The sequence below is a fragment of the Gibbsiella dentisursi genome, from assembly GCF_039539505.1.
GTDB classification, from domain to species: Bacteria; Pseudomonadota; Gammaproteobacteria; order Enterobacterales; family Enterobacteriaceae; genus Gibbsiella; species Gibbsiella quercinecans.
On sequence record NZ_BAABDG010000007.1, the window covers coordinates 25,749 to 49,992 of the forward strand.

General features: G+C 56.0%; 18 protein-coding genes. 5 read left to right on the forward strand and 13 right to left on the reverse strand.

What is annotated here, in order from left to right:
• The first annotated feature begins 423 nt into the window (after positions 1 to 423).
• From ABFX35_RS14440 to ABFX35_RS14450, 3 genes are read left to right on the forward strand one after another with little or no spacing between them, the layout of a single operon-like run.
• A complete protein-coding gene (locus tag ABFX35_RS14440; protein WP_279023755.1) occupies positions 424 to 1,437 on the forward strand; it encodes a taurine ABC transporter substrate-binding protein in 1,014 nt (337 codons plus the stop codon).
• Positions 1,434 to 2,204 (forward strand): ABC transporter permease, encoded by a 771-nt coding sequence (locus ABFX35_RS14445; RefSeq protein WP_346081877.1) that lies wholly within the window; start codon positions 1,434 to 1,436, stop codon positions 2,202 to 2,204. Before ABFX35_RS14440 ends, ABFX35_RS14445 begins: the two co-directional genes overlap by 4 nt.
• Positions 2,204 to 2,983, forward strand: a complete 780-nt coding sequence (locus ABFX35_RS14450) for an ABC transporter ATP-binding protein (RefSeq protein WP_279023752.1) — start codon at positions 2,204 to 2,206, stop codon at positions 2,981 to 2,983. Before ABFX35_RS14445 ends, ABFX35_RS14450 begins: the two co-directional genes overlap by 1 nt.
• Positions 2,984 to 3,070: 87 nt before the next feature.
• Here ABFX35_RS14450 and ABFX35_RS14455 read toward each other — a convergent pair whose 3' ends face one another.
• From ABFX35_RS14455 to sfnG, 7 genes are read right to left on the reverse strand one after another with little or no spacing between them, the layout of a single operon-like run.
• On the reverse strand, positions 3,071 to 4,417 hold the full coding sequence (locus ABFX35_RS14455; RefSeq protein ID WP_279023750.1) for an ABC transporter substrate-binding protein: 1,347 nt from the start codon (positions 4,415 to 4,417) through the stop codon (positions 3,071 to 3,073).
• 52 nt (positions 4,418 to 4,469) lie between these two features.
• Positions 4,470 to 5,744, reverse strand: coding sequence for an SfnB family sulfur acquisition oxidoreductase (locus ABFX35_RS14460; protein ID WP_279023748.1), 1,275 nt, complete (start codon positions 5,742 to 5,744; stop codon positions 4,470 to 4,472).
• Positions 5,745 to 5,767: 23 nt separating this feature from the next.
• Positions 5,768 to 6,520 (reverse strand): ABC transporter ATP-binding protein, encoded by a 753-nt coding sequence (locus ABFX35_RS14465; protein ID WP_346081880.1) that lies wholly within the window; start codon positions 6,518 to 6,520, stop codon positions 5,768 to 5,770.
• The gene (locus tag ABFX35_RS14470; protein WP_346081882.1) at positions 6,513 to 7,556 is read right to left on the reverse strand and encodes a branched-chain amino acid ABC transporter permease; all 1,044 of its coding nucleotides are present in this window, start codon (positions 7,554 to 7,556) and stop codon (positions 6,513 to 6,515) included. The genes ABFX35_RS14465 and ABFX35_RS14470 overlap by 8 nt, the downstream gene beginning before the upstream one ends.
• A gap of 2 nt (positions 7,557 to 7,558) precedes the next feature.
• Positions 7,559 to 8,452 (reverse strand): branched-chain amino acid ABC transporter permease, encoded by an 894-nt coding sequence (locus ABFX35_RS14475; protein ID WP_095848163.1) that lies wholly within the window; start codon positions 8,450 to 8,452, stop codon positions 7,559 to 7,561.
• Positions 8,452 to 9,339 (reverse strand): ABC transporter ATP-binding protein, encoded by an 888-nt coding sequence (locus ABFX35_RS14480; protein ID WP_346081884.1) that lies wholly within the window; start codon positions 9,337 to 9,339, stop codon positions 8,452 to 8,454. The genes ABFX35_RS14475 and ABFX35_RS14480 overlap by 1 nt, the downstream gene beginning before the upstream one ends.
• 28 nt (positions 9,340 to 9,367) lie before the next feature.
• The gene (gene sfnG / locus ABFX35_RS14485) at positions 9,368 to 10,477 is read right to left on the reverse strand and encodes a dimethylsulfone monooxygenase SfnG (RefSeq protein ID WP_095848161.1); all 1,110 of its coding nucleotides are present in this window, start codon (positions 10,475 to 10,477) and stop codon (positions 9,368 to 9,370) included.
• 527 nt (positions 10,478 to 11,004) lie between these two features.
• On the opposite strand from sfnG, the gene ABFX35_RS14490 reads away from it, so the two are divergent.
• Together ABFX35_RS14490 and ABFX35_RS14495 are read left to right on the forward strand one after the other, a co-directional pair.
• Complete coding sequence (locus ABFX35_RS14490) at positions 11,005 to 12,435, forward strand: EmmdR/YeeO family multidrug/toxin efflux MATE transporter (protein WP_095848159.1); 1,431 nt, start codon at positions 11,005 to 11,007, stop codon at positions 12,433 to 12,435.
• A gap of 86 nt (positions 12,436 to 12,521) precedes the next feature.
• Positions 12,522 to 12,992 carry a VOC family protein gene (locus tag ABFX35_RS14495; RefSeq protein ID WP_346081886.1) on the forward strand — a complete coding sequence of 157 codons (471 nt, stop codon included), beginning with the start codon at positions 12,522 to 12,524 and terminating at the stop codon, positions 12,990 to 12,992.
• A gap of 53 nt (positions 12,993 to 13,045) precedes the next feature.
• Here ABFX35_RS14495 and yghX read toward each other — a convergent pair whose 3' ends face one another.
• From yghX to ABFX35_RS14525, 6 genes are all read right to left on the reverse strand, one after another.
• Complete coding sequence (yghX, locus tag ABFX35_RS14500) at positions 13,046 to 13,933, reverse strand: YghX family hydrolase (RefSeq protein ID WP_279023736.1); 888 nt, start codon at positions 13,931 to 13,933, stop codon at positions 13,046 to 13,048.
• Between the two features lie 354 nt (positions 13,934 to 14,287).
• Complete coding sequence (locus tag ABFX35_RS14505; RefSeq protein WP_279023771.1) at positions 14,288 to 15,877, reverse strand: carbohydrate porin; 1,590 nt, start codon at positions 15,875 to 15,877, stop codon at positions 14,288 to 14,290.
• 144 nt (positions 15,878 to 16,021) lie between these two features.
• On the reverse strand, positions 16,022 to 17,572 hold the full coding sequence (locus ABFX35_RS14510) for an alpha-L-rhamnosidase-related protein (RefSeq protein ID WP_346081889.1): 1,551 nt from the start codon (positions 17,570 to 17,572) through the stop codon (positions 16,022 to 16,024).
• A gap of 646 nt (positions 17,573 to 18,218) precedes the next feature.
• Positions 18,219 to 19,982, reverse strand: a complete 1,764-nt coding sequence (locus ABFX35_RS14515; RefSeq protein ID WP_346081891.1) for a tannase/feruloyl esterase family alpha/beta hydrolase — start codon at positions 19,980 to 19,982, stop codon at positions 18,219 to 18,221.
• Positions 19,983 to 20,388: 406 nt separating this feature from the next.
• Positions 20,389 to 22,578 carry a TonB-dependent siderophore receptor gene (locus tag ABFX35_RS14520; protein WP_346081893.1) on the reverse strand — a complete coding sequence of 730 codons (2,190 nt, stop codon included), beginning with the start codon at positions 22,576 to 22,578 and terminating at the stop codon, positions 20,389 to 20,391.
• A gap of 492 nt (positions 22,579 to 23,070) precedes the next feature.
• Entirely contained in the window at positions 23,071 to 24,237 is a 1,167-nt protein-coding gene (locus ABFX35_RS14525; RefSeq protein ID WP_095848154.1) for a glycerate kinase, read from the reverse strand.
• Positions 24,238 to 24,244: the final 7 nt, after the last annotated feature.

Below are 24,244 nucleotides of genomic sequence, written 5' to 3' on the forward strand. Positions count from 1 at the left end.
ATAAAATAACGGCCGTGTTGACCAATCGGCTATATAAAAAAGTATCATCAACACCCTTAAACACTTTAGCGCCGATGGCTAAAGTGTTTTTTTCTGTAAAGCACAACGCCATGCCTTTCTTTATCTCTTTTTCAACAATGCATTGCCGATATTTTTGGTTAGCGGCTTATGGCCGAAGGGTATAATACATTCAGTAAGTTACAAAAAATTAATTCATTTTAGCATCGTACTTATTAACCAGCGCGGACCAAAACCACGGTGGTTTTATTTTGCCGGCGCGTATTGGTATTCAATGTGCTTTCGTCAGGAGCCCCACCTGCCATTTTCACCTTATTTAAACATCGCTAACAAACCCAATATCTTAACTTTTTAAATATAAGCCCGAAACGGGACTGTATTTCTCATGCATTAAAGGAAACGGCAATGAAAAAAAATCTTTCCATGTTACTGATCGCCGGCAGCCTGTGGGCAACGGCAAGCCAGGCAGAAACGCCGCCACCGGCGGAAGTGCGGGTGGCCTACAGCGGCGGTTCACAGGTATTGATGTTGGCGAAGGCCGATGGCTCGCTGGATAAAGCGCTCAACAGCAAAGTGAAATGGGTGCAATTCGCCTCCGGCGCAGACGCCCTGACCTATTTTGCCAGCGATGCCATTGATATCGCCAACTTCGGCTCCAGCCCGGCCACCGCCGGAGTGGTGCGTAAACTGCCGGTAGAGATTGTCGGCGTCTCCGGGGTGATCGCCACCTATGAGCGGCTGATCGGCAAACAAGGTATTAACAATATTAAAGATATTGAAGGAAAACGGGTCGCCTATCCGCCAAACTCCACCGCCCAATATGCGCTGGAAGCCGCAATCAGCGTCAATAAGCTCGATCGGCGTAAAATCACCCTGCTGCCGCTGCGCCCGGCCGATATGGTGGCCGCCTGGAAACGCGGGGATATTGATGCCGGCTATGTATGGGCGCCATTTGCACAGGAGCTGGAATCCTCCGGCGGCCATCAGGTGTTCGCCACCAAAGATCTGCAAAAAGACGGTTACCTAATTTACAACAACTATGTGGTCAGCAAGCGTTTTGCTGAAAAATACCCGCAGACCGTCAGCGCCTTCCTGCGCGTCCACCAGCAGAAGGTCGATGAGTTCCGTAAAGATCCGGAACACGCGGCGGCGTTGGTGGCCAAAGAGGTTGGCGCGCCGGTTGCTACCGCGGCCAATACCCTGGGCGGCCTGGAGTACCCTTCGCTGGCGGAACAAGGAACGGCGGCCTGGCTGGGTGACGGCAGCCATACCACGCAAAGCGGCATCGGCCAGGCGCTAAGTAAAACCGCGCACTTCCTGGCGGATATCGGTGAGATCCGCCAGCGTGATATCCCGGATAACTGGGATAGCGCGATCAACTCCCGCTACATTCGCGATGCGGCGGCAGCGGCAAAATGAAGCTCGGTCATCATGTCGCCATCAGCATTCTGTCGGTGGCGCTATTCCTGGCGCTGTGGCAAATCGCCGCCAGCCGGCAATGGGTTGATCCGCTATTACTGCCCTCGTTGACCGATATCGGCCTGACAACCGGCGAACTGCTGGCGGACGGCTACCGGCAAGTGCCGCTTTGGCAGCACATCGCCGTCAGCCTGGCGCGGGCGCTCGGCGCCTTTGCCGTCGCGATTGTCATCGGTATCCCACTCGGGCTGATGATGGGCCGCTCCGATGCCCTTACCGCCGTGCTGGGGCCGTTTGTGCAATTTTTGCGCCCGCTGCCCAAGATTGCCTTAATCCCTCTGGCGGTGGTGTGGCTGGGCATCGGTGAAGCGTCCAAGTTCTTTTTAATCTTCATCGCCACCTTTTTAAGCGTAGTGGTGGGGGCCAGCGCGGCGGCCGAACGGATCAGCGCCTCCCGCATCCGGGTGGCGCAAACGCTGGGGGCTTCTCGCCACCAGATATTTTTACGCGTGGTGCTGCCAGACGCCCTGCCGGAATTATTTACCACCGTCCGGCTGTCGATTGGCATCGGCTGGACCTCATTAATCGCCGCAGAGATGGTGGCGGCCAGTTCGGGCCTGGGCTGGATGGTGATCAACGCCAGCTCTTATCTGCGCACCGATATTGTCATGCTCGGAATTTTACTGCTGGGCGGCATTGGCTATTTATTGGATTTATTCATTCTGGGGTTGCAACGGCTGCTGGTGCCCTGGACGGGGAAAGAGTAATGGCTGCACATATTTTACTGGAAAACGTGTCGCTGCAGTTTGCGGCAAAGCCCCGCCCCTTTACCGTGCTGGAAGATATCTCGCTGGCCATCGATAAAGGAGAATTTGTGGTGCTGCTCGGCCCTTCCGGCTGCGGCAAATCCACCATTTTGAATCTGGTGGCCGGCTTTAACCAACCGGATAGCGGCCGCATACTGTGCGCGGGGAAAGCCATCAAAAAACCCGAGCCTTCGCGCGGCATGATCTTCCAGCAGCCGAACCTGTTCCCGTGGCTGTCCGTGCTGGACAACGTCACTTTTGGCCCGCGCCTGCACAAATACAATAAGGCGGAGGTTAACGCCCGCGCAATGGACTGGCTGCAACGCGTGGGGCTGCAGGGCTTTGAGCACCATGCGCCGTGGCAGCTTTCCGGCGGCATGAAGCAGCGGGTGGCGCTGGCGCGCGCCTGGTTGCCGGGGCCGGAAGTGCTGCTGCTGGATGAACCGTTCGGCGCTCTGGACGCGCAGACCCGCATCATGATGCAGGAACTGTTGCGCGCCGCCTGGCAGAGCACCCGCACCACCCTGCTGTTTGTCACGCACGATGTTGAAGAAGCGCTGTTTCTGGCGGACAGGATCCTGATTATGTCCGCCCGCCCGGGCAAGATCGTCGATGAGATCGTGCTGCCGTTTGGCCAGGATCGCGATATCGAAACGCTGGCCGAACAGCCGCAATACCGGGAAGTCAAACGCCACGTGCTGCACCGCGTGCGCCAGGAGGCCAAACGGCATCTTGGCTAATGCATCCTCTGGTCAAACACAAAAAAACGCCGGCAGCGAACTGACCGGCGTTTTTTATCCCTCTGGGCGCAGAGGGATTATGCAGCGCTAACTGTCATCCTTACACTGGCGCGGCGTGATCTGGTTGGCTTTGGCATAGTCGCTGGCCGATTTTTCAATAATCGGCCGTAGCAGCGCCCAGTCCGGCGCAATCCAATCGCTTATCACCGACCAATGGTTGCCGTCCCATTGCTGGAAGGTCACCCGTCCCTGCCCTTCATGATCTTCACAGGTGACGTTGATCGAATGGAACAGCCCCTTGGCGCCCAGTTTCTCCACCCGCGCCGGATCCAGGCGCAGGTGCTCAAACCCCCAGCGGATCTCATCGCCGGTCAGGGTTCGGTGGCCGAACTTGGCTTGCGCAATGCGAATGGCCTCAACGTTCAGAATGCCGTTAACGATGCCGAGGTTGTGATACACGCTGCCGATACGCTTCCGGTCCTGCAGGTTGCCCTGATTGGCGCCGTAAACTTTATCCACGATCTCTTTCACCACCGGATACACCGAACCGGAGGCCTGCGTGGTCAGGGCAATGTAGCCTTTGGCCGCGCTGCCGGCCGGGATCACGTCTTCTTCCGAGTTGGACCACACGTTGCCGATAATATGATCGGCCGGGTAGCCCACTTTCTGGGCGGTTTTCAACGCCACCGGGTTCATCACGCCAAAGCCGCGCAGCACCACAAAATCTGGCTTGGCCCGGCGGATGGTCAGCCACTGGGATTGCTGCTCATTACCCGGGTGCGGCACTTCAATCTGTTGCAGGTCAAAGCCGTACTTTTTCGCCAGCAGTTCAAAAATCGGGATGGTTTCCTTACCGTATGGCGAACCGTGGTACAGCACGATGATCTTTTTGCCCTGCAGTTTCTCAAGCCCACCCACGCGGCTGCCGATAAACTTGATGATGCCGGAAGTCTCGCTGTACGGGTTTAGCAGCAACGGGAAAACATAGGGGAAAACCCGGCCGTCGGTGGAATCGGTTCTACCGTGATCGATGGTGATAAGCGGCGTTTTATCGCGCGTTACGTCGTCAATCATGGCATAGGCAATGCCCACGGAAAGCGGGTTCCATGCCGCAACGTTGGGGCGGCTTTTCTGCCGTTTGTAACACTCTACGCCACGTTCGACTTCGTATTGCGTTTCGCATTCGTCCCAGGTGAGCTTCACGCCATTCACCCCGCCGTCGCGCAAGTTAATCAGCGTCAGATAATCGATAAAGCCGCCGAAGAAGCCGCTGCCCGCCGCGGCATAAGGGCCAACCCGGTAGCTTTGCAATGGGAAGTACTGCTCATCCGCCCTGGCGCTCTGCGATAATTGCGCCGCCAGCAACATCAATCCAACGATAAAACGGGCAAGCCATGTGATTGCAGGTGATGATGTCATGTTAATTTTGACCATGTTTATACCCTGTTATATAGCATTATTATTTTGGTTATCTGGCCGGCGGCGATCAGCTCCAGGCGTGCAGCGGTGGGTTAACGCCATTCAAGGCATAGTTGCCCAAAATGGCATACTTCCAGCGCACCGGATCGTGCAGGGTATGGGTGCGGGCGTTGCGCCAGTGGCGATCCAGGTTGTGCTCGGCCAGCGTGGAGCGGGTGCCCGCCAGCTCAAACAGGCGGTTGGTGGCTTCAATCGCGATTTCCGTACTTAACACTTTGGCTTCGGCAACGGCGATCTGCGCCTTCGCCACGTTCTCGGCGGTGGGTTCGGCTACCGCACGGTCTATCTGCAGGCCGGCCTTTTCCTGCAGCGCTTCGGCGGCATGCAGCCGCAGCGTTAAATCGCCAATGCGTTGGATGGTGTAGGGATCCTGGCTGGCGTGCTCTTGCCCGCTGTCTACCCAGGCACGCGATTTCTCGCGCACAAAGGCGATGGTGTCGTTAATCGCCGCTTCGGCGATGCCGGTATCCACGGCAACCTGAATAATCTGGAAGATCGCCCCATCGGCGCTGGGGGTTTCATAGCCTTTATAACCGGGCACCAGGTGGGTTTTCGCCACCCGCACATTGTTCAGCAACACGGTGCCGCTGGCCGTGGTGCGCTGGCCGAAAGCAGACCAATCGTCGATCACCACCAGCCCTGGGGCATCGCGTTCGGCAATCGCATACCATGCCCGGCCCTGGTCATCGAGCGCCACGATCGGCACCCAATGCGCCAGCAGCGCGCCGCTGGAATAGAACTTTTTGCCGCTGACCAGTACGTGATCGCCGTTATCCACAAAGCGGGTTTCAAAGTCCGCCGCCCGTTTACTGCCAAACTCGGAGAACGCATTGCCGAAGCGCTCGCCGCTGAGCACCTGGGCAAACAGCGTTTTTTGCTGCTGCTCGTCGCTGACGGTGCGGATCGCCGCCACTACCCCTAAATGGTTTTGTGAAATCTGCGAGATGGATGGATCGGCCGCTGCGATGATCTGCACGACACGCGCCAATGTGGCATACGATACCTCCGGGCCGCCGAAGCGTTTGGGCACGTTCAGCGACCATAGCCCACTTTGTGAAAAGGCGTCCAGCTCGTCGATCGGCAAAATCCGCTGTCGATCGCGTTCGGCGGCGTTCACGGCAAACTGCGCGGCCAATGCCTGTGCAACGCGAATCGCTTCTTCATCGCTTTTAATGATATGGGCCGGCGCCGCCGGCTTGGGATAGCCCGGAACGCCGCGCGGGGCGCTGTCCGCCGGTGTTTGAGAAACGGAAACGGCGTCTTGGGTTTGAATGGTGCTCATGTTGTACTCTCCTGTAAGAAAGGTCATGCCGCAAAGCCGAGATAGATCCTCGGCACATCTTCCTGCTGGCTCAGTTCCTGCGCATTGCCGGAAAGCGCCACGCTGCCACTGTCCAATACGTAAGCCCGATGGGCATGGCGTAATGCGACGGTGGAATTCTGTTCCGCCACCAGAATCGACAGCTTTTGCCGCTGATTAAGCTGGCTCAATACGGTAAAAATCTCCTCGACGATCCTGGGTGCCAGGCCCATTGAAGGCTCATCAAGCAATAACAGCCTGGGGTTGGCCATCAGCGCCCGGCCAATCGCCGCCATCTGCTGTTCGCCACCGGAAGCCAGGCCGGCCGGCAGATGGCGTTTATCTTTCAGGCGCGGGAAAATCTGATAAATCTCCTCCAGCCCCTGGCGTATCTGCCCGCGGGACGCCGAACGCGCCAGCGCGCCGGTGATCAGGTTCTCTTCCAGCGTTAAGGAAACAAAGCAGTGCCGCCCTTCAAGCACCGGCACAATCCCACGGCGCACCAGCTTGTGCGGCGCTTCGGCGGTGATATCCTGGCCGGCCCACAGCACCCGGCCGGCGCTCACCTCGCCGCGGCGCGCCGGCAACAGGTGTGAAATCGCCTGTAGCGCCGTCGATTTCCCGGCACCGTTGCGCCCGAGCAGGGCGACAATCTCCCCTTCACCCACGGTGAGGGAAACATCTTCCAGCGCGATAATATACCGCTGATAACGGGCGCTAAGGTGAGTGACGCTGAGCAACGGGGTATCGTCAGACATGGCGTTTTCTCCCAGAGGTAAAGTAGGCGGCCAGGCGCTGCGTTAATGCCGCCAGTCCTTTGGGCTCGGCGATCAGAAAGCCGATCAGCAGCACGCCGATAATGATGTTCTGCACCAGCTCCAGCACGCCGGAATCGACCCGTTGCCCGAACAGCCATTCGCTGCCGCGCGCGAGCAGCAGCGGAAACAGCGTCAGCAGCGCCGCGCCGAGAAACGCCCCGCGCACGGTGCCCAACCCGCCGATAATGATGATGAACAGCAACTGGAACGACCGCTCTAGGTTAAAACCCGCCGGCTCGATGTTGCGCAGATAGGTAAACGACCACAACACGCCGGCGATCCCGATGATGAAAGAGGAAAGGCCAAAGGCGATCATCTTGGTACGCAGGATCGGCACGCCAATCACCCGCGCCGCCAGCGGATTATCGCGGACGGAAATAAAATTCCGGCCAGCGGACGAATTCACCAACCGCACTACCAGCCAGGTCAGCAAACTGACCACTGCCAGCGTGAACAGATAACGCCGCACCGAACTGTCGATAGCCCACTCCCCCAGGTGCAACGGCGCCACCGATACCACGCCAGAAGCGCTGTTAAGGGAAAACCAGCCGAAGTTATTCAACGCCCACTGGACGAAAAACTGGGTCGCCAAGGTGGAGATCGCCAGATAAAAGCTGCTAAGCCGCAGGCTGGGCAAGCCGAAAATCAGCCCCAGCAGCGCACTGATGGCGCCGGCCAGCAGCAGTACGATCGGCAACGGCAGAACAGGCAGCCGGCTGATAAGATTCAGCGCGGCATAGGCGCCCACCGCCATAAAAGCGGCGCTGCCAAGCGATATCTGCCCGGTATAGCCCGCCAGCACATTCAGCCCCAATGCCGCCAGCGACAGCGCCAGAAACGGCGTCAGTACCGCATCAAAAAGGTATTCATCGCCAATCCACGGCAACAGAACAAACGCCACGCCCAGCAGGGCAAGCAGCCCAAGGGGCAGGCTCCGCAGTGGATAACGGCGGATAGCGAGGGGCAATATCGACATGTTCACAACCTCGACAAACGGTGGGAGCCGAACAGCCCTGCCGGGCGGATCAACAGGAACAGCAGCGCAACGGCATAGGCGATCCAGCTATCAATGCCGCCGCCCAATAATGGGCCGAGATAGACCGAGCCGAGCTTCTCAATGGCGCCGACCAGCAGGCCGGCGACAATCACCCCGGCGATCGAATCGAAGCCGCCAAGCACCAGCACCGGCAACGCTTTGAGCACCACCAGAGAAAGCGAAAACTGTACCCCGAGCCGCGCTCCCCACAGCAGGCCGGCTACCAGCGCTACCACGCCCGCCGCCGCCCAGACCACCGCCCACAGGCGGCCAATGTTCAGGCCTACCGCCAGCCCGGCGAAGGTGTCGTCGGCGACCGCGCGAAACGCCAGCCCGGTGTGCGTATAGCGGAAGAACAGGCTCAGCAACAGCACCAGCAGCCCGGCCACGCCGGCGGCAAACAGATCAAACAGGCTGATCAGCACCCCGCCCACCTCAAATGGGGTGTCGTCGATACCGAGATCCAACGCATGCACCTGGGTGCCCCACAGCAGTTGCGCCGCACCTTCGATGATGTAGGAGACGCCGAGCGTGGCGACGAACAAAATAATCGGCGGCTGATTCACCAGCGGCCGCAGCACCGAGAACTCGATCAGCATGCCCAGCAGTGAGATGATCACCAGCGTGATCGGCAGCACCGCCCAGACCGACCAGCCGCGCTCGACCAGGCAAACGAAGGTTAACGCGGCAAACAACAGCATCGATCCCTGGGCGAAGTTGAATACGCCCGAGCTTTTGTAAACCAGCACAAAACCCAACGCCACCAGCGAATACATCACGCCGGATAACAGCCCGCCGACCAGCACTTCGATTAAAAACAGCCAGTCGATATTCATCACACCGCCTCCGCAGAAGGCGCTGGCCCGGAGGCGGCGCCCAGGTAAGCGGCAATCACCGCTGGATCCTGCCGAATAGCCTCTGGCGTGCCCGTCGCGATATTGCGCCCATACTCCAGCACCACGATGCGATCCGACAGGTTCATCACCACGCCGATATCATGCTCAATCAGCAGGATCGTGGTGCCGAAATGCGCGCGAATGTCGCGGATTAGCCCGCTAAGCCGCTGTTTGTCGGCCAGCGTCATGCCCGCCATCGGCTCGTCCAGCAGCAGCAGGCGCGGCCGCGTCACCAGCGCGCGCGCCAGTTCGGCGCGCTTTTGCAGGCCGTAGGACAAGCTGCCTATCGGGTTATCGGCAACCGGTTGCAGGCCAAAAAAATCGATCACCGCATTGGCCTGTTGCCGGTGGCTGGCCGTCTCGTGCCGCGCGCGCGGCAAACCGAACACTTCACTGAACAGCGCCGTTTGCCGCCGGTGCGCCAGGCCTTGCAGCACGTTATCCCGCACCGACAAGCCATGGAACAACGCCAGGTTCTGGAACGTACGCGCGACGCCGGCGCTGGCCAGCTTCTGTGCACTCATGGCGCGGTAGCGCCGGCCATCGAGCACAATCGCCCCTTTATCCGGCCGATACAGCCCGGAAATCACATTCAGCAGCGAGCTTTTACCGGCGCCGTTCGGGCCGATAATCGCCAGCAGTTGCGATGGGCCGGCTTGCAGCGAGACATCGGTTAACGCGCTGACGCCGCCAAAGGCAAGGGAAATACCGGAAAGCGCCAAGGACGCACCGCTATGCTCGGCGTCGATCGGTTCTGCATCGAGCTCCCCTGCCAACGCCTGCTGGAATGCCGCCAGCGAGGAAGGCGATGTTTCTGATAACGTCATAATGATCTCCAGGCCGGTGGGGTTATCGTCAGTTAACCGGGGCAATGGCAGGCCGAGATTGCTTTTCCAGCTCGCGCACCAGAGGGATCACTTCCCTGCCGAAGAACTCGACTTCCTCCTGGAAATGCAGGAAAGCCAGCAGCAGCAGATTGACGCCCGCCTGTTTGAGCGCAATGATGCGTTCCGCGATCTGCTGCGGCGTGCCAATCAGGTTGGTTTTAAAGCCGTCGTTGTATTGCACCAAATCTTCAAAGGTGGATTTGGCCCAGTTGCCCTCGCCCTCCGGCGATGCGCTGCCGGCGTTTTTCACTTCGTGCTGGAACCCTTTCACCGCGTCCGGATTGGCGTTATCAATAATTTCCCGCAGCACCGCCTGCGCTTCTTTTTCGCTTTCACGCGCAATAACAAAGCCATTAACCCCGATCTTCACCTGATGCTGGTTTTGTGCCGCCTTGCGCTGGATGTCATCCACCTGTGCTTTGATGCCTTCAGGCGTGTTGCCGTTGGTGAAATACCAATCGGAAACGCGCGCGGCCATATCCCGCGCGGCCCGTGAGCTGCCGCCCTGGAAAATTTCCGGCAGCGGCGCCAGCGGCTTGGGCTTGAGGGAATAATCACGAAAACGATAGAAATCGCCGGCAAAGGTAAAGCTGGCTTCGCGCCAGATGCCTTGCAGGCAACGAATGAACTCTTCCGAACGCAGGTAGCGCTCTTCGTGGTCGAGCCAGGGTTCACCGATGGCTTTAAACTCCCCACGGAACCAGCCGCTGACGATATTGACCGCGATGCGCGGGCCGTACAGGTGGCTGATAGTGGCGATTTGCTTTGCCGCCAGGGTGGGGTTCCAGGGGCCGGGGAGCAAGGCGGCGATCACTTTCAGCTTTTCCGTCGATGCCAGCAGCGCCTGGGAAAAAGACACCGATTCATGCTGGTTGTCGGCGCCATAGCCGGCGGTAAAACGGATCTGCGTGAGCGCATAGTCAAAACCGGCGCGTTCGGCGATTTGCGCCAGTTTTCGGTTGTAGCCGATATCCCAACTGGTGCGCTGCGGAATATTGCTGATCACTAACCCGCCCGACACGTTAGGCACCCAATAGGCAAACTGCAGCGGATGATTACCTGGCTCTGAAATGGACATAGGGCACTCCCGTCTTTTATTGATGAATTTTTATATCCGCCATACATCAGGTTGCAGGCGAGTTGGCTTGATATCGCGTAGGGTGAAAAACGCTTTCGCCGCGAATTATCATTTTTCTATATAACGTTTTCTGCTTTATGAAAATAAAAAGATAATCATTGGTTATAACGGTGTTAGCAGAATGTGTGCCAACTTCAAGAGGAGAAATAAATGATGAAAATCAATTGAGTGAAAGGAGCATAGCGCCGAGTTACTGTTGCATTTCCAACCAGCCATGTTGCATCTATGTTACATTTGCAGCAACCGATTGGCGGCGGCCGGCATCTGGCGGAACCCGCGCAGCGCGCCGCAGAGATACGGCGTGGCTGATACCCTGCGTTTTCCCCCGGTTTTTAACGCGCTTGCGCCGGGTGAAACGCATGAAAAATTTTGTGCAAAACGGTAGCAAAAAAGACTTTGCATAATGCCGAATCTTTTACCATCATGATTCAAAACGCTGTTCCACTTTTCCTGGCATCTGGACTCTCTTGCAAAACGTCATCCTCTCTTTGCGCAAAGCGATTGAGCGCACGCCCTGGTATCCCAAACGGCGTTCCTATCGTGTGCTGTTCTGGCGTGAAATAACGCCCCTCGCCGTACCTATTTTCTTCGAGAATCTGTGCGTACTGTTAATGGGCGTGCTCAGTACCTTCCTGGTGAGTTGGCTGGGCAAGGAAGCCATGGCGGGCGTGGGCCTGGCAGACAGCTTCAATATGGTGGTGATTTCGTTCTTCGCCGCGGTCGATCTGGGCACCACGGTGGTGGTGGCGTTCAGCCTCGGCAAGCTGGATCACGAGCGCGCCCGCGCCGCCGCGCGCCAGTCTTTAGCGATCATGACGGTGTTTGCGGTTCTGTTGGCGCTGGTTATCGAGTTTTCGGGGCAGCAAATCATCAACATGATTGCCGGCAGCGCCGCGCCGGAAGTCAAAGCGTTGGCGCTTTCCTATCTGCAAATGACCAGTTGGAGCTATCCGGCGGCGGCTATTGCGCTGATTGGTTCAGGCGCGCTGCGCGGCGCGGGGAATACCAAAATCCCGATGCTGCTCAACGGCGGCATGAACATTCTGAACCTGGTGATCAGCAGCCTGCTGATCTACGGTTGTTTCTCTTGGGACGGCCTGGGCTTTATCGGCGCTGGCCTTGGCTTGACCATTTCCCGCTATATCGGCGCCGCCGCCGTGATCTTTGTGCTGATGACCGGCTTCAACCCGGCGCTGAAAATCCCGCTGAAAAGCTACTTCCTGCCGATGAACACCAATATCCTGCGCGAAGTGCTGGGCATCGGTATTCCGGCCAGTATCGAATCGGTGCTGTTCAACGGCGGCAAACTGCTGACGCAGGTTTTCGTCGCGGGGATGGGGACCAACGTGATCGCCGGCAACTTCATTGCCTTCTCGATCGCCTCGTTAATCAACCTGCCGGGCAATGCCCTGGGCTCCGCCTCAACCATTATCGTCGGCACGCGGTTGGGCAAGGGGCAAATCGCCCAGTCGGAGCGCCAGCTGCGGCATATTTTCTGGTTATCCACGCTGGGGCTTTGCGCGCTGGCGATGCTCTCGGCCCCGTTCGCCGGCATGATGGCTCGTTTCTATACCAATGAAGAAGACGTTATCGATGTGGTCAAAACCTTAATCTGGCTGAATGCGGCCTTTATGCCGTTCTGGGCCGCCTCGTGGGTGTTACCGGCCGGGCTGAAAGGCGCGCGCGATGCGCGCTTCACCATGTGGGTTTCCATGCTGGGCATGTGGGGCGGGCGCATTTTGGTGGGGTATTTCCTGGGGATCGTGCTTAATTTCGGCGTGGTGGGCATTTGGCTGGGAATGTTCTTCGACTGGATCCTGCGCGGCCTGCTTTTCTACTGGCGGATGGTCAGCGGCCGTTGGCTCTGGAAATACCCGAAGACCAAAAAAACGTCGTAAGGCGCCAGGCGCGCCGCCCATACCGGGCCGCTTCAAACACGGTTGTGTGACGCAACCAGCGCTTTCGCCTGCCGCCCGGCGCTAACATGCCTTTGATTCAGCCTACCCAGGAGGTAACCCAAATGGTAAAAGTCATCGGTATTGACCACCTCGCCATCCGCGTGAGCGATTTGGCGCGTTCGAAGCAGTTCTACAACCGCGTGCTCGGTTTTATGGGGTTCAGTATCGAGTGGGAGTTTGACCGCGTGGTCGGTTGGACGAACGGCGAGACCATGTTCTGGATCACCGAAGCCGACGAACAGGGCCGCAAGCACCACCACCGCACGGGAGACGTGGGGTTCCATCACTATGCGTTTGAGGTGGCCAGGTATGAAGATGTCGATGCGCTCTATGGCGTGTTGTTGAAAGAAAACGTCACCATCGTTGACGCGCCCGCCGCCTATCCAAGCTATGGCGAGGGGTATTATGCGGTGTACTTTCTCGATCCGGATGGCCTGAAGCTCGAAGTGATGTTCTTCCTGGAAAAACAAAAGCGCCGCGCCGCAAGAACGCAGTAAAGCACTGCCGGTGCCCATGCACCGGCGTGCTGATAAAGAGAGACCGTGGCCCGCTACACCAGGTAGCGGCGGAACCAGTCGATGGTCCGCCCCCAGGCCAACTCTGCCGCCGCCTTGTCGTAACGCGGCGTGGAATCGTTGTGGAAGCCGTGATTCACGCCAGGGTAGATATACGCCTCGTAGTTTTTGCCGGCCGCTTTAAGCGCCGCCTCGTAAGCCGGCCAGCCTTCGTTGATCCGGGTATCCAGTTCCGCGTAGTGGATCAACAGTGGAGCCTGGATGCGCGGCACGTCTTCCGAACGCGGCTGGCGGCCATAGAACGGCACCGCGGCTCCCAATTCAGGGTAGGCGACGGCCGCCGCATTGGCGACGCCACCGCCATAGCAAAAGCCGGTAATGCCCACTTTGCCGGTGATTGACTTATCGGCCATCAGAAACTCAACGGCGGCAAAAAAGTCATTCATCAGCTTGGTGGGATCCACCTGGCTTTGCAGCTCACGCCCTTTATCATCATTGCCCGGATAGCCACCGACCGAACTCAGCCCATCCGGCGCCAATGCGACAAAGCCGGCCTTCGCAACACGGCGCGCCACATCTTCGATGTAGGGGTTCAACCCACGGTTCTCATGCGCCACCACCACGCCCGCTAGCGGCCCCTCGGTTTTGGCCGGGCGCACCAGATAGCCGCGCACCTCCCCATGGCCGTTAGGCGATGGATAGGTAATGTATTGCGGCAGGATATCCGGATCGGTGAATTCAATCTGCTGCGCCAATGCATAGTTGGGGCTTAGCGAAGACAACAGCGCGGCGGCAGTCAAACCGCCGACGGTATACTTGGCGGCGCGGTCAAGGAATTCACGGCGAGAAATCTTGCCGTGTGCATAGTAATCGTAAAGCTCAAGCAGTTCAGGGGGGAAATCTTTCGCGGTGAGACGACTCATCCATTCCTCCTTACATTATGACATGCACGTGGTATTACCCATGAGCCACGAAAACAACCTATGGCGTTGGCCGTGCCCGGCGCTGCGGGCACGGTAAGATCCTTAACGCTGCAGCGGCGTATAAGGCGTAAAGAAGTCTGCACCAGCCCAAGCCGGCATGTCAAAGGCAATCGCCGGGCCGCGGACAAAACTGGCGTGCTGGAACCATAGCGGCGGCGTTTTTTGTCATCGTTTATACATTCACACGCCAAATCTCCATATTGTGTGTAGAGATGCCGGCAAAAATGAATATTCAGCTTTATGAGGCCATTTCCGCCAACGGCTTAACGGCGCCGATGAGATGACAACCGTTATTTACCACCACACTTCTGCCTGAACGCCCACGCTGAGTTGGTCGTCTTTATCATCTGCGAAGCTAAATTGAGAAATGCCGTTTTGCAGCGATTTCAAATAGCTGGCATAGAAGCGAATTTCCGGGCGAGAGGTCAACATACTGGTATTGACTTTAAAGGTATGGAACAGCGTGGTTTTGTACCCTGATTCCCGGTAGTTGACATCGTTAGCCGTATTTTTTTGATTAAAATAGGCTAACTCCACCCCGCTCTGGTTGTACTGGTCCCAGATATAGGCAGGGCGCAACACGGCGCGGAATGTTTCAAAATCAGAGTGAGGGCCGGTCTCGTAGCTGTAGAGATCGTTCCCGCGGCCATAAACCAGCGCGTTCGCTACAATAACGTCCGGACGCAGGTATGCCTCACCCTGTGAGATAATGCGCAAGGCGGTGCCACCGGTATGCTCACCGTAGTAATATTTACCGTCGCCGTAATCAGGGTTAGCATCGGAAATACGCATAAACCCGCTGGCAATAGAGTTATTGGCAAACTGTACGGCAAGTTCATTAAACCCGCCCTTGGTGAATTTTTGCCTGATAACACCCGTCGCCAACCATGCGTCTTTCAACGCGAAATAGCTGCTTGATTTTTGGTTATTGCTTTTATTCGCTGTATTATATTTACCGTCAATTTCCAGCGTGGCGTTATCCCACAACGGGATCTCGCGGTAGCGAATATCCAGTGCATTGGTGTTAACCTGGGTAGTTGTTGAATAATCCTTTGAGTAAAGATCAAGATCCTGGCGCAACAAGGCCACGTCCAGTTTCCCCCCCGCCACGTCGATATTTTCCAACCCAACAGCCCCAGCAGAATCCGCTTTATGGGCCTTCCAGTCCAACATCTGGATTTCATAATTGCGCAGATAGTGTTTACCCACCCAAAAAGACGCCTCCGGCAGGAAGGGAATAAAACCGGTGGTCGTTACGTACATATCAGAGAACTGCAGCAGGTTATCACTGCTGGAATCAAACATCCCATTACTGTACGACTGCCCTACGTTGCCATCCAGCCAAACAACTGCATGGACAGATTTGCCGTCCTGTTCATAAACTCGCTGATTAAGGATTAAATCAAACCAGCCACTGTGCTCATTACCGAAACGGCCAAGCGAGCCAATGGCATAAGATTTGGGAACACCGTGCGACGCCGTGGCCCAGCCAGCACGGAAATAGCCAGAATAAGTAAAGCCGATATCATTTTTCACGTACTTGCTGATATCGTCCAACGTGAGCGCCGGCTGGCCCACGCCGGCAGTGGCGGTTGCAGCCGCCGCCGGTTTATCCCCCCCAGTTTGTTTATCTTTGGCAGCCACCCGCGTTTTTTCCGCCACCGGGATATACACCTGCTCTTTGCCGGATAATTTATCCTGACGATCTTTTGCGGCTGCAGCCTTATATTCTTTTAACTCTTTTTTGGTTTCAATAAGCTCTTGTTCCAATAATGCCAACCGCTCCTCGACGGTTAATTTTACGGCAACTGCATTATGAGGAAAACCAATAGAGAGTATTGCTGACAGAACAACTCCTGCCGATAAAGTGTTAATCTTAGCCATCATCATATTCCCATGTCATTATTATAAATAGGCACGGGGATGCCCGCCGATTATCCCCGGCCGATTATCGTTGTCTTAAACAGTGCTGTTTATCGATATTGTTTTCACACGGCGCCGTTTTATCGGTGCAAGCCGCCTTAGCGATTATTCCCTTTGCGCAAACCCATTACGGATAAAGTAACTGGGGGTGCAGCTCCAGGCATGACAGTAGCTATCGATTTGCTTACTACCATAGGGCGAAGACAGCGGGTTCTGGGGATCAAACGCTTCCCAAAACGTATTTGTGCCGGTGCTCACCATCGCCCCCCAATATGTCTCTACCAGAGATTGCGCCTGCAACTTCAGCCCGCAACGTATCAGGGCATCCACCATATGGTGATACAAATACGGCGTCATCGGGCGAACGGCCTGCGGCATCGCCATGACGCGCTGCAACGCCTGCGCCATTTGTTCGCGCGGCAAGACATTGGCCAGCGCCATCCAGGCCTGGGATGCCCAGGAAACCTGGCGCTTTTCACCACTGACGAATACGCCCTGCGATTGATCGAAAAACTGACGCACAGCGGCCTGTTTCATCAACGCGACTTTGTTTTCGATATCCACCGCTTCTTGCTGACGGCCAACTTCACGCGCTAACACCAGCCCCTGCTGGCAGCTATAAATCAGCAGACCTTGCATCGCAGCCTGCTTATCCAACCCTTTCAACGCTTCGCTCTGATCCTGCCCCGGGTTCCAGTCAATAAAGACATAATCTTTCTCCGGCGCCACAAACAGCCCCTGTGCGTTAACGTTCTTCAGTGCCAGTTCCAGCTGTTGCTTCGCCACCGGCCATAGCTCCGCGGCGGTTTGCGTATCTTTGGTCGCATGCAAATAGTCAAGCACGATGCTGCCGAACAGGGCCGCATAGTCAATCAGCACCACTTCGCCAATGCGGGGTTGAGGTTTTTCATAAACGCAGGCGGTAATGTAGCCGTCTTCACGTTGCAAGCCGGCAAACAGATACAGGCAGCGGCGAACTAACGCGGTATTATTGAAACTGGCATAGTTGACCAAGGCCTGCAGGCGCAAGTCCCCCACCCATAAACGCCGATCCCGCTTTGGCCCATCTTCAAAACAGGTTTGCATGCATTCATGCAGGGTTCGGATGCTGACCCGATCGATATCGCGCAGCATTGGGCTGGGGTAATTCGCGGGCCGCAGCCGATCGGCGCCGGCGGAAGACACTGCCTGCACCTGAAGATCGCTGAACGTCGCGCTGAAATTTGAAGACGTAGAGATCACCTCGATCTTGACGTAGCGAAAGCCGTGGCGGCGCACAATCCTCACCTGCTGCGGCAAAAAGTCCACGTTAAGCACCTCGTCCGGCAGCCAGGAAGCGCTGATCCAGCCTTTATAGGGATACAACGGCTGGGCGACATCGGTGCTGACCTCACCGAAGATCAGGCGCAGGCGCACCGGCGCGTCGCACGACACCCCTTTCCAACCCAGCGTGAAGGTCAGATAGCCGGTATAGTGCTCGCCGAAGTCGATAATGAAACTTTCGCCGTTCTTAAAGCTTTTTCCCGGAAGTTCGGCAATGCCGTATTGGTTATCCATTACCACGCCCAGCAAATTGGTTTTGTCTTCACGCGGCACAACCACATCGATAGCGGGATAAGGCGTTTCTTTCAACGACGGTTTTAATATTTCAGCCATCTCAAGCCAATGCTGCTGCCGGGTAAGCGGGGCCGGCTTATTGCTTGCCGGCGTTCCAGACGTTGCGCTAACCGCGCTAGCAGCCTGCGCAGCCGGTAGTGCTTTTACACAACCAGCGACCACGGCGGCTTTGATTAATAACTCTCTTCGGTTCATCGTCATTCCTCTGCTGATTGGCGTTCAACAATCGCTCAAACGCTAAAATTTAGGCAAAAAAAAACCTAAACCCCTTTACTGCGGTGTAAGACACCACAGATAAAGAGATTTAGGTTTTGCCTCATGGCGCGGTGATGAAAACACGCCGCCCATAAAGTAACAATCCTGAATACCACCGCCCCGAAATAGCTGGCATTGGCAATAGTTTGAGTATGTTGTTATTTGGCCAATGAAGCAACAGCCCGCTGAAACACCTGTTTGCTTTTGTGACTAACTGCAAAGTTTAAGCCTAATCGTGACGCAGCGTTAAATACGCGTCAATTCCCCCTACCTCCCCATCAGGCGGTGGCACGCCACCGCCTGATTTTCTTCCTTTTCAGACAATCGTGACAGTAGCGCACAGCATAGGCGCCATCCCCGCCCCAGACAGCCAGTGAACCCCGTTGACGGAGCGCGGTTCGTGGGTATAGGTGCGGGCACGGTAAGATCCTTAACGCTGCAGCGGCGTATAAGGCGTGAAGAAGTCCGCACCAGCCCAAGCCGGCATGTCAAAGGCAATCACCGGGCCGCGTACAAAACTGGCGGCCTGATTCACATCCCCTTTACCGGCGTAGCTCACAGTATACGGCCACGGGTAAACCGGGCGGGTACGCAGGATCTTCACCGCCAGGGGCGCCGCAGGTTGATGTGCTTGCTTATCGGCCTTGCCCGGCTTATCGCCCACCGGGGCGCCAAAGTCGCTGGCGGCGGCTTGTTCAGGCTGGCTGGCGACGACCACTTCCGGCGCGGCGCCCTTTTCAACCCAGCTCATCATCGGGGTGAGCAGATCCACCTGATACGGCCCTTCCCCGTTGCCGCAGTGGTACATGCCGGGGAACAGGTAAAGACGTGTAAAGGCATCGGCCTGGGTTTTACCCATCTGTTTTTCCACCGCCGTGTAATAGGCAATGGTGTTAATCGGCGATATATGCTGATCGGCCCAGCCGTGCCAGAGGATCAGCTTGCCGCCCGCGGCGGAAAAGGCGCTTAAATCCGGGTTGGTGGCATCAAACAGCGCGTGGCGTGGGCGCAGCTTATCGAAAGTGGCCAGATCGAACTTCATGTCGGCCAGGCCAAAACTGGCCGGCGGATTGGTTTCAAACGCCATATTGCGCAGCACCTGCAGCGAAACCATCTCGCTGAAGATTTTCTGATCGTGGGAGCTTGGCACATAAACGCCGGTCCAGGCCAATTCAGAGCCGAACTGCGGGCCGCCGGCCGTCAGGCGCGTGCCTGTCGCCGGATCGCGCGGGCCATCGTAGAATTTACGCACCACCCCCACTTCCGCCACCGTCAGGCAAGCCGATGTGTCTTCGGCGCCCACCGGGCACTGCACGGTGGCAGGATCAAAGTGACAGGCCAGCGGGTTCTGGATCAGCCCATCAGCCAGGCCGTCGAGTTTGTCACAGGCCGCGAGCACCGCTTGATGCAGGATCGGTAACCGTGATGCCAGCAAAATCGGCTTGCCATCCGCCCCGGTATTGGCGCGTGCCTGCCAGGCATGGAACACCGCATTCTGCGCCTGGAAATTCAACGCGCTGGCGCCGGCGATAATACCGTTAAAATCATTCGGATAACGTTGCGCTTCAATCAGCGCTTCACGGCCGCCGTCCGAGCAACCATTAAAATAGGCATAGGCGGCCTTCTGCCCGTAAAAGGCCTGAATCAGCGCTTTGGAGGCTACCGCCGTCAGATGTTGCGCACGGTGGGCAAAGTCCGCTCGCTTTTGCGGATCGCTTCCGAATGAGCCATCCTGATCCTGGTGCCCCATATCCGTGGCGGCAATCACAAAACCGCCGGCGTTCAACGGCGCGCAGCCATCCGCCGCCCCCACGTTTTTCGCTACCCGGCCGCACAACCCGCCGCAGCCAATCTGCAGGTAGCGCTGCGCCCAACTTTCCGTCGGCAGTTCCACCGAAAACGTAATTGACGGCGCCAACACGCCCTCTACGGCGCAAACCGCCGCGCCCTGGCTGGAGCGTTGTTCTTTCGCTGAAGTCACACGGCTGCCGGCGCCGCCGATAGCCGTCAGATCAAAGGTTGCCAGATTGGCACAGGCCGTAACGGGTTTAACGATCTCAAGCGCGGCATACTGTGCAGCCGACGGCGTTTGCGCCGTAGCCGTCGATAAGGCGCTCCACGGCAACAGCGCGGCAGCCAGGCATGCCAGCCATGATGATCCAGATCCGCCTGAACGAACTTTGGGTGTAAGCATGAATGAAACCTCATTTCTTGTTGTTGATGGCCACGGCGTTCGCATAACACAGCGCCCAGCGCCGTGCCAACCGAGTAATAAGCCTAAAATGTGCGATCACTAATATAAACCAATCATTCGTCAGGTTTCTGATAAGAAAGCGTTATTATTTTCCGTAATACCGGCGCGTATGAATGTTGGCGCGCGGTCGGGCAGTGGCGGGCGGTCAGCTTCGCAGGCCACAGGTAAACCTATTGGCGATGAAGAGAAAAAGCTGCGTGGCAGATCGTTATTCCACAGATGTGGATCATGAAAAAAGAGCAGAATGAGAGGCGCCCCATTCTACCCTAAATCAACAATATTTCTTTAGCATATTGCCCTGGCCGGATCCCGCGCTATCAACGGTAACCGGCCAGGGCGATGCCGATTAGAATGACATGGTTAGCCCGGCGTAGTAAGCACGACCGGGTTGGTTATAGGTGAGAGCCCCGCTATTTTCACGATAGATTTTTTTATCGAACAGGTTGCTGATACCTGTATTCACCCGCAGGTTCTTCATCACGTCGTAGTTCACCCCTACACCAACGAGGGAGTAAGCACCAAGTTCATCAGTAGCCAGCCCCGTCCTTAACTCGTTACGTTTGTCGGCATATTGACGCGGTTTTTGACGGCCGTACATGGTCCAGGTGGCATTGGTGGACAGCTTGTCGGTAACCTGCCAATCCAGCATAGTGTTGATGGTGTATTTCGGAATAACCGACAGCGGGTTACCCGTTTCTTTATTCTTGGACGTGATCATGTAAGTAGCAGTCGTGCGCCAGTTAAGCGTATCGCGCACCACCGGCACCACCAAGTTGGCTTCCAGCCCTTCCACCAGCGCCTTACCGCCGTTTTCCCAACGCAGAATGTACTTATTGTCGGACGCCTGGCCTAAGACTTCCGTACCGGAGACAATCTTATTCTGGTAATCATTACGGAAATAAGTGATACCCGCATCGTAGCCGTTATGGGTGAACTCCAGGCCAATTTCTTTGTTGATACTAATTTCCGGCTTCAGATTGCCATTACCCAGCAGGTAGCAGCCGTTGTCCGTGGGTATCGTTACCGGGCACCCATTACCGCTGGTGCTTAATAAATAACCTTCACTAGACTGATACAGGTTAGGCGCTTTGAACACGCGGGCGATCCCCGCCTTCAGCTTGAAGTATTCCCCCAGTTCCTGCGATGCGTTCAGGCTTGGGCTCCAGTTGCCGCCAAATTTGCTGTGATAGTCAAAACGCAGCCCGGGAATGATTATGGTGCCCGGTACGGCTTCAATATTGTCTTCGAAATAAATCGCGCTTAATTCCGAGCTGTTTTTAGTACTGCGCGCAGACGCATCGCCCGATATGTTATCAATGATCACCCCACTTGCAGAGGTCGCTTGCATTGAGGCCGGATCGTTTAGCTGCTCACGGTTCCATTCAGCGCCCAGCGTCACCGTTTGTTCCACCAGCAGATTGAGCGGAATATTCACTTCGCCGTTGGCTTTGTAGTTCTGCAGGCGGCTGGTGGCGTATTCGTCGCTGGTAATCGTTCCTTCATTACGCCCGGTGGTACCTTCCTGCAGGCGGGTGTTGTTGGTTTTTTCATAATAGAAGCCCAAGCGGGACTGGCCCCAATCCCAGATGCCGTTGTGGGTGACACCGTAGGACTGGCGGTACATGCGGTTGGTTTCCGAGCCATACAACGTCGGAACAATTGAGCTGATATTACTGTTGCTATATTGGGTATCGCCGGCGTAGATATTGCCCTGGCGGCTGTAGGCGTATTCAAAGTCCATAATCTGCTGCGGGTTGATTTTCCACGACAGCAGCGTGTTGATATCCCTGTTGCGCACCCCTTCGCGCCCGGCCGCGTAGGAACCGTTCTGTGCAGTATTAATGTCATAGGCATCAGCGTCGGTTTTGTTGATGTTGCCATACATGCGCATGGTCAGCACATCTTCAATCAACGAACCGCTCAGGCTCACGTTGGCCCTTTTGGTCGCCCCTTCTTTATCGTTTTCAGGCTGATTGGTATACAGGGAAAGCGAGCCATGCCAGTCTTTAGTTGGGCGCTTGGTGATGATGTTGACCACCCCGCCCGCCGCGCCGGAGCCGTAGCGTGCTGCAGCCGGCCCGCGCAGCACTTCAATGCGCTCAACCATTTCCGCCGGTACCCAGTTGGTGTCGCCGCGCGTATCGCGCTCGCCGCGCCAACTGTAGCGCACAGAGTTGCGCGACATCACCGGTTTGCCATCGATCAGGATCAGCGTGTTTTCCGGGCCCATACCGCGTATGTCGATTTGGCGGTTATTGCCTCGGTCGCCGCTGGCGCTGTTCCCGGTCAGGTTAACGCCTGGCATTTTACGAATAATATCGGAGAGATCGTTTACCGGAGGTTCCTTCTTGATGTCTTCAGCGGTAATGATCGAGACTCCCGGCTGCTGTTTGAGTTCTTGTTCTGCGGTGGCATGCACAACCAGAGTATCAGCCGTATCGGTTTGATCTTCATCAGCAGCATAGGCATTGGCGCTGAGCAACCCGGCCAGCAGCAAGGCGAGCGGTGTTTTTTTGTAATCTTTTTTTACATTCACAGACCAAATCTCCATATTGTGTGTAGATATACAAGTAAATGCGCATGATAATGATTACTATTATTATTGTAAACAATGTAAATAAATCTCCATATTTTCCTCACAATGTTCCATTTGGTGTAATTAAGTGAATAATTAACTTATTTCGTTAATAAATAATTCAGTTTTATAACTGTGTTTTTCCGAAAATGATTTAATAAGGCGTTAAAGCCCCCGCGAATAGGTAACAAATCTTTATCTCATACCCTTTGCCCTGGCGGGCTCGGGCGCTTTACAAATGATGGTTAGGATGATGGTTGTTCCCACAAAGGAGTACATACAGTGTAAAAAACCGTGGGGTGGTCGGCGCCAGGGGAATATCCCCTTAATAGAAGAAGGGATAATGAAACACGGTAGAAAACCAGGATAGGTTCTAAGGATTTCACCGGGCAGCCCAAAAGCGCTGCCCCGGCTTTTATAGAGTTACAATTGGCATTTCCTCGTTGTACAGTCTCAACAAGGGCTTTCGCAACGGCCTGTTTTTAGCCGCTGCCCGATCTTTAACGTGTGGGCTATATTCCTGGCGCAAACATGGATATTTTCAGAGGCGTTTCCCAGCGCACCGGTCAACGTGGTTACTTTGTTTAATATACTGAATGCCGAATCAATCCCGTGGGCATAAACCTCTTCAACGCCGTCGCCAAAGCAGCCGGCAATCACGATAACAGGAATGCCATGTGCCTTTGCCAGATGCGCAACGCCGATGGGCACTTTCCCATTAATACTTTGATTATCGATCCGCCCTTCACCGGTAATCACCAGATCGGCATCCCTGATGATCTCTTTCAACTTAAGAGATTCGGCGATGATATCGAACCCAGGCTTTAATTCTGAGCGAAAAAAAGCCAGCAGCGCCGCCCCCATCCCACCGGCGGCCCCCGCTCCAGGCACATCCGCTACCTCAATATTTAAATCACGTTTGATGACATAGGCAAAATGAGCCAGATTGTTATCCAACTGAACGATGGTTTTCTTCGTTGCGCCTTTCTGCGGGCCGAAAATCGCCGAAGCGCCATATTCACCCAATAGCGGATTCGTCACATCACAAGCAATGTGGAACTGGCAGGATAAAAGCCGCTTATCCATGCCAGACACATCAATTTTATCCAGCTTTGCCAACCCACCGCCGCCGAAAGGAATTTGCCTGCCTCGCTTATCAAGCAAACGCCCCCCCAGCGCCTGTATCATCCCCGCCCCGCCGTCATTGGTCGCGCTACCGCCGATGCCAATAATAAAACGACGCGCGCCCTGATCCAGAGCGGCTTTTATCAATTCCCCCGTGCCGAACGAGGTCGTGATCAGCGGATTACGTTTTTCTGGCGGCACCAACGCCAGCCCACTGGCCGCGGCCATTTCAATAAACGCGCAGGTTTTATCACGTGACAGGCCCAGAAAAGCACAGACTTTGTTCCCCAAGGGCCCGGTAACCTCTGCCTCCACGATGCTGCCCTGGATAGACTCGATCATTGTCACTACGGTCCCTTCCCCGCCATCAGCTACCGGGCATTTGATGTAGCATGCGTTGGGGAAGACTTCCATAAACCCTTTTTGAATATGAATTGCTACATCTAAAGCTGATAAACTCTCTTTAAATGAATCAGTCGCAATAATTATCTTCATCAGAAAA

Coding starts and splice junctions, on each gene's coding strand:
- ABFX35_RS14440 (WP_279023755.1), top strand. CDS start 424: ATGAAAAAAAATCTTTCCATGTTACTGATCGCCGGCAGCCTGTGGGCA.
- ABFX35_RS14445 (WP_346081877.1), top strand. CDS start 1,434: ATGAAGCTCGGTCATCATGTCGCCATCAGCATTCTGTCGGTGGCGCTA.
- ABFX35_RS14450 (WP_279023752.1), top strand. CDS start 2,204: ATGGCTGCACATATTTTACTGGAAAACGTGTCGCTGCAGTTTGCGGCA.
- ABFX35_RS14455 (WP_279023750.1), bottom strand. CDS start 4,417: ATGGTCAAAATTAACATGACATCATCACCTGCAATCACATGGCTTGCC.
- ABFX35_RS14460 (WP_279023748.1), bottom strand. CDS start 5,744: ATGAGCACCATTCAAACCCAAGACGCCGTTTCCGTTTCTCAAACACCG.
- ABFX35_RS14465 (WP_346081880.1), bottom strand. CDS start 6,520: ATGTCTGACGATACCCCGTTGCTCAGCGTCACTCACCTTAGCGCCCGT.
- ABFX35_RS14470 (WP_346081882.1), bottom strand. CDS start 7,556: ATGTCGATATTGCCCCTCGCTATCCGCCGTTATCCACTGCGGAGCCTG.
- ABFX35_RS14475 (WP_095848163.1), bottom strand. CDS start 8,452: ATGAATATCGACTGGCTGTTTTTAATCGAAGTGCTGGTCGGCGGGCTG.
- ABFX35_RS14480 (WP_346081884.1), bottom strand. CDS start 9,339: ATGACGTTATCAGAAACATCGCCTTCCTCGCTGGCGGCATTCCAGCAG.
- sfnG (WP_095848161.1), bottom strand. CDS start 10,477: ATGTCCATTTCAGAGCCAGGTAATCATCCGCTGCAGTTTGCCTATTGG.
- ABFX35_RS14495 (WP_346081886.1), top strand. CDS start 12,522: ATGCCTTTGATTCAGCCTACCCAGGAGGTAACCCAAATGGTAAAAGTC.
- yghX (WP_279023736.1), bottom strand. CDS start 13,933: ATGAGTCGTCTCACCGCGAAAGATTTCCCCCCTGAACTGCTTGAGCTT.
- ABFX35_RS14505 (WP_279023771.1), bottom strand. CDS start 15,877: ATGGCTAAGATTAACACTTTATCGGCAGGAGTTGTTCTGTCAGCAATA.
- ABFX35_RS14510 (WP_346081889.1), bottom strand. CDS start 17,572: ATGGCTGAAATATTAAAACCGTCGTTGAAAGAAACGCCTTATCCCGCT.
- ABFX35_RS14515 (WP_346081891.1), bottom strand. CDS start 19,982: ATGCTTACACCCAAAGTTCGTTCAGGCGGATCTGGATCATCATGGCTG.
- ABFX35_RS14525 (WP_095848154.1), bottom strand. CDS start 24,237: ATGAAGATAATTATTGCGACTGATTCATTTAAAGAGAGTTTATCAGCT.